This is a genomic window from Ornithinibacter sp. (assembly GCF_035443565.1).
GTDB lineage: Bacteria > Actinomycetota > Actinomycetes > Actinomycetales > Dermatophilaceae > Fodinibacter.
In genome coordinates this window covers 1-4,164 of record NZ_DAORSO010000171.1, presented here as the reverse complement: position 1 = coordinate 4,164, position 4,164 = coordinate 1, and the positions used below count along the sequence as shown (strand labels likewise).

Below are 4,164 nucleotides of genomic sequence, written 5' to 3'. Positions count from 1 at the left end.
TCACCGGGTGCGGTGGGACACGCCATCGTGTCCTGCGCCGAGCCTATCCACTTCGGGCCGCCGTGCCGACCCGACACCGCACCCAACCTGTCTCAGACTCGAGACCGCGCGGCAGGTGAATGTGGTTGCTACGATTGCTACAGGAGGTTCACCATGAAGACGATCGCCCACCGAGAGCTGCGCAACAACAGCAGTGCCGTCCTTGCCCGGGTGGCCGCGGGCGAGTCCATCGCCGTCACCAATCACGGCGAGGTCGCCGCGGTCCTCGTGCCTCCCGCGGCCAGTGCCCTGGAGCGAGTGCTGCAGGCCCAAGCCGCTCGGCTCCCCCGGTCCGGGATCAAGTTCAGCGCCATCGACCGCGTCCACGGTGCGTCGACGGTCGAGATCCTGGATGACCTGCGCGGCGACCGGTGATCCACTACGTCGACACCTCCGCTGCCCTGAAACTCCTCGTCGAGGAGGCGGAGTCCGGCGAACTCGCAGCGGTGCTCGACGCGGCCGCTCACGCCGGTGACCGCCTCGTGGCCTCGATGCTGCTGTTCACCGAACTGCATTGTGCCGCTCGACGACGCGGCACCGGCATCCCCATCTCGTCGGCGACGACCGTGCTCGACGGGCTGCTGCTGGTCGACGTCGAGCGCAGTGACCTCGTGGCGGCAGCGACCTCGGAGTGGGGATTGCGCAGCGCCGATTCCATCCACCTCGCCACGGCCCTGCGCATCGAGGCCGACACCATGGTCACCTACGACGCCGAGCTGCAGGCAGCGGCCGCGCGCACCGGGTTGACCGTGGTCGCGCCCGAGTCGAGGTGACGACGCGCGCGACACCGTGCGGCTGCGATTCGACTCAGCGCAGCAGCGGGCCCGGGGTCAGTTGCCGATCCGCCCGGCGATGATGCTCGTGACGATCACCGAGGTGATGGTCACCGTCGAGAACCCGGCGACGATCATCTTCGGCAGGATCGAGTTCTCGATGGCTGCGACCTCTTCGGGGGTCTCGCCCGCGCCCTTGGCTGCTTCCTGCGACAGGATCATCGTGCCCGGGAAGCCGTAGAGCGAGGTGAGCCCGATGGCCACTGACATGGGGATGCTGTAGCCCACCAGCTTGCCGACCAGGGCGGAGAACCCAACGATGCCGGCGACACCGAAGACGAACGCCAGGAACAGCGGGAACGCCAACGCCTTAACGTCAGCCGGCTCGACCGTGGCCAGCGGGCCGAACACGAGGATCATGATGGCGAGCATCATCAGCCCGAACGCGTCGATGCCGGCGAGCACCGAGGGCTTGAACACCTTGAACGCCCGCAGTGCGATCCCGAAGATCAGCGCGACGACGAACGTGTTGAGGACGCCGTCGGTGAGGTTGTTGATCCCGAGGGCCGCGAGCACGACGAGACCGACGACGAAGAGCGTGCCCGGGGTGTTCTGGAACGCAGCCGGCAGCAAGGACGCGGATGCCGCCTGCTCATCGGGCGCCGCGGGCGCCTCGAGGTTGCCGGCGCGGTACTCATCGCGCAGGCGGGCCGCCTCCTTGCGCAGGATGAGCGACGTGAGCGGGAACCCGACCAGCCCCTGAAGAGCCGCGATGAGCACGGGGAAGACGGCGATGCTCGTCAGCGCCACACCCAGCGCGGCCTCCTGGACGATGATCACCGAGATCGTTCCGCCGCTCAGGGCGCCGGTGCCGGCCACGACGAAGTCGAGCGCCTGGGCGTAGCCGTCCTCGGCCGCCCCGGAGATCCGGCCGCCGAAGATCAGGCCAGCCACCCAGAGGGCAATCCCGATGCCGATGACGGTGGAGAACCCGATGAGGAAGGTCTTCCACTGCTTCTTGAAATCATCGAGGCTGATGACGGTGCCGAGGTGGACGATGATGAAGCCGACGACGACCCCCGCGAGCGCGAGCAACGACGAGCTCGCGAGCAGGTCCTCGGGGAAGATCCCGGACAGGAACCCTACGAGGAAGATCAGCGAGGCCACGAACAGCGAGGACAGCAAGGACTTGGTCTTGCGGGCGACGAACTCGCTGACCGTCCACACCGCCATGACGACCACGAAGGCGACGATCGGGTTCATGCCAACCTCCAGCTTGAGTTGTGAGTTGTCATCCAACCACGGCGCAGCAGGCCACCCGGGCTGCTTGGTGGAACCCGCCGCGGCGCGTCGTCACAGATACCCACTGACGGATATCAGAAGGACCAGACGACGGGCACCCACAGCACGGCAACCGCGAGGAAGAGCAGGAGAAGCGGCAGCCCGAGCTTCCAGTAGTCACTGAAGCGGTACCCACCCGGCTCGAGGATCATCGTGTTGGCCGGAGTGGCCACCGGGGTGAGGAAGGACGCCGCGCCGGAGATGCTCAGCGCCATGAGGAACGGCAGTGGCGAGGCACCGAGGTCGAGGGCGACGACGGAGGCGATGGGCGCCATGATCAGCACCGTCGCGGTGTTGCTGATCAGCTGGCCGAGGACCATCGTCAGCACGCACAGCGCCAGCAGGGCCAACCGCGGCGAGGCCGAACCGACGACGTCGAGCAGTCGGCTGGCGATGAGATCAGCGGTGCCGGTGGTGACGAATGCGGTCGACAGCGGGATCATGCCGCCGACGAGGACCACCGTCGTCCACGAGACCGAGCGGTAGGCCTGGGCCGAGGTCACCACTCCCGTCAGGACGGCGGCGCACGCGGCGAACAGGCCCGCGATCGCGGCGGGAACGATCCCCGTCGCGAGCAGCACGACCATGCCGATGAGGATCGCGATGGCGCGCTTGGCTCCTCGACCGAGCGGCACGCCGCGGCGCAGGCGCGCCGGGTCGTCGACGACGAGCACCTCGTCGCTGCCGGAGGTGTGCTCCTGCAACTTCTCCCAGGTCCCGCTGAGCAGGAGGGTGTCGCCCGCCCGCAGGGTGTCGTCGGTGCCCTTGAGGTCGTCGCCGGCTCGCTGGACCGCGAGCACGACGAGGTCGCCACTCGGGGTGGCCATCCCGGTGAACAGGTGCTGGCCGATGAGCGGCGACCTGGGCGCGATCACGACCTCGGTCACTCCACGCCCGGAGCCCACGAGGACACCGTCTGGCAGCTCGTAGTGCTCGCGCAGCGCGTCGGTGAGGTCCCCCAGGTCCTGCGGCAGCGTGGCCGGCATCCGGTCGGGCAGCAGTCGCCGGCCGAAGAACACGATGATGAGCAGCACCCCCGCGAGCAACGGGATGCCGGCGAGGGCGAACTCGAAGAACGCGAAGGGACGCGCACCGGCATCTTCCGCGGCATTGCTGACGATGATGTTGACCGGGGTGCCGGTGAGCGCGAGCAGCGAGCCGGCATGGGCGGAAAAGGCAAGCGGCATGAGCATCTGGGAGGGTGGCAGGCCGGCCCTGGTCGCCACCACGACGACGACGGGGATGAGCGCCGCGACGGCGCCGTTGACGCTGATCAGGGCGGTGAGGACCGCCACGAGGAGACAGACGACCACGAGCAGGCTCGAGCGGCTCTCACCACCGCGGGCCAGCAGTTGCTGCCCGGCCCACGCGGTGACACCGGTGGAGTCCAACGCCTCACCGACGACGAAGAGCGTCGCGATGAAGATGACCGTCGGGTCGCCGAAGCCCGCGAGCGCGTCGTTGAGGTCGAGAATCCCGGTCAGCCACAGCGAGACCGAGACCCCGATGGCGACGACGCCGAGAGGGACGCGGTTCGACATGAACGCCACGACTGCGATGACGAGAATGAGCAACGTCATCGCGACTGGACTCATGCGCGGAGCCTAACCCTGTGATCTACCCCGTGTGCAACGACGCCGGATGCCGGGTCAGGTCGCCGCGCTAGGGTCCAGACACGTCGACCTCGAGGAGTCCTTCGCATGTGCCCCAACCCGAACCTGCCCGTTCCCGACGACTTCACCCCGGTGCCGTCGACGAGCGCGACCACCGAGGTCAGCTCGGTCGAGGCCATCGATGCCTCGACGGTCGACGTCCTCGCCGTGGTCGTGCCGGCCGAGGGTGACCTGCCGAGTGAGCTCGGCGACCTCGACCGCGACACGTTGGGCGCTGCCGGCTTCGACGGCAAGCCCGGGTCGACGTTCTGCCTCCCCCGCGCTGGCGCGCCAGCCCTTCTCCTCGTCGGCGCCCCCGCAGCCGACGACCTCGACGCCAACGCCCTGCGCGACGCCGC

General features: G+C 68.6%; 4 protein-coding genes and 1 pseudogene. 3 read left to right on the top strand and 2 right to left on the bottom strand.

Features of this window, described 5'->3' with window-relative positions; all coding sequences use genetic code 11:
• Positions 1-153: 153 nt before the first annotated feature.
• The gene (locus PLL68_RS12735) at positions 154-414 is read left to right on the top strand and encodes a type II toxin-antitoxin system Phd/YefM family antitoxin (RefSeq protein ID WP_324534637.1); all 261 of its coding nucleotides are present in this window, start codon (positions 154-156) and stop codon (positions 412-414) included.
• On the top strand, positions 411-812 hold the full coding sequence (locus PLL68_RS12730; RefSeq protein WP_324534635.1) for a type II toxin-antitoxin system VapC family toxin: 402 nt from the start codon (positions 411-413) through the stop codon (positions 810-812). Before PLL68_RS12735 ends, PLL68_RS12730 begins: the two co-directional genes overlap by 4 nt.
• A gap of 57 nt (positions 813-869) precedes the next feature.
• On the opposite strand, the gene PLL68_RS12725 is transcribed toward PLL68_RS12730, so the two are convergent.
• Positions 870-2,075 carry a hypothetical protein gene (locus PLL68_RS12725; protein ID WP_324534633.1) on the bottom strand — a complete coding sequence of 402 codons (1,206 nt, stop codon included), beginning with the start codon at positions 2,073-2,075 and terminating at the stop codon, positions 870-872.
• A 113-nt stretch (positions 2,076-2,188) separates the two neighbouring features.
• Positions 2,189-3,748, bottom strand: coding sequence for an SLC13 family permease (locus tag PLL68_RS12720; RefSeq protein ID WP_324534631.1), 1,560 nt, complete (start codon positions 3,746-3,748; stop codon positions 2,189-2,191).
• A gap of 105 nt (positions 3,749-3,853) precedes the next feature.
• Between PLL68_RS12720 and PLL68_RS12715 the strand changes: the two are divergent.
• Positions 3,854-4,164 (top strand): annotated as a pseudogene (locus PLL68_RS12715) (leucyl aminopeptidase); the annotation flags it as partial.

Coding starts and splice junctions, on each gene's coding strand:
- PLL68_RS12725 (WP_324534633.1), bottom strand. CDS start 2,075: ATGAACCCGATCGTCGCCTTCGTGGTCGTCATGGCGGTGTGGACGGTC.
- PLL68_RS12720 (WP_324534631.1), bottom strand. CDS start 3,748: ATGAGTCCAGTCGCGATGACGTTGCTCATTCTCGTCATCGCAGTCGTG.
- PLL68_RS12735 (WP_324534637.1), top strand. CDS start 154: ATGAAGACGATCGCCCACCGAGAGCTGCGCAACAACAGCAGTGCCGTC.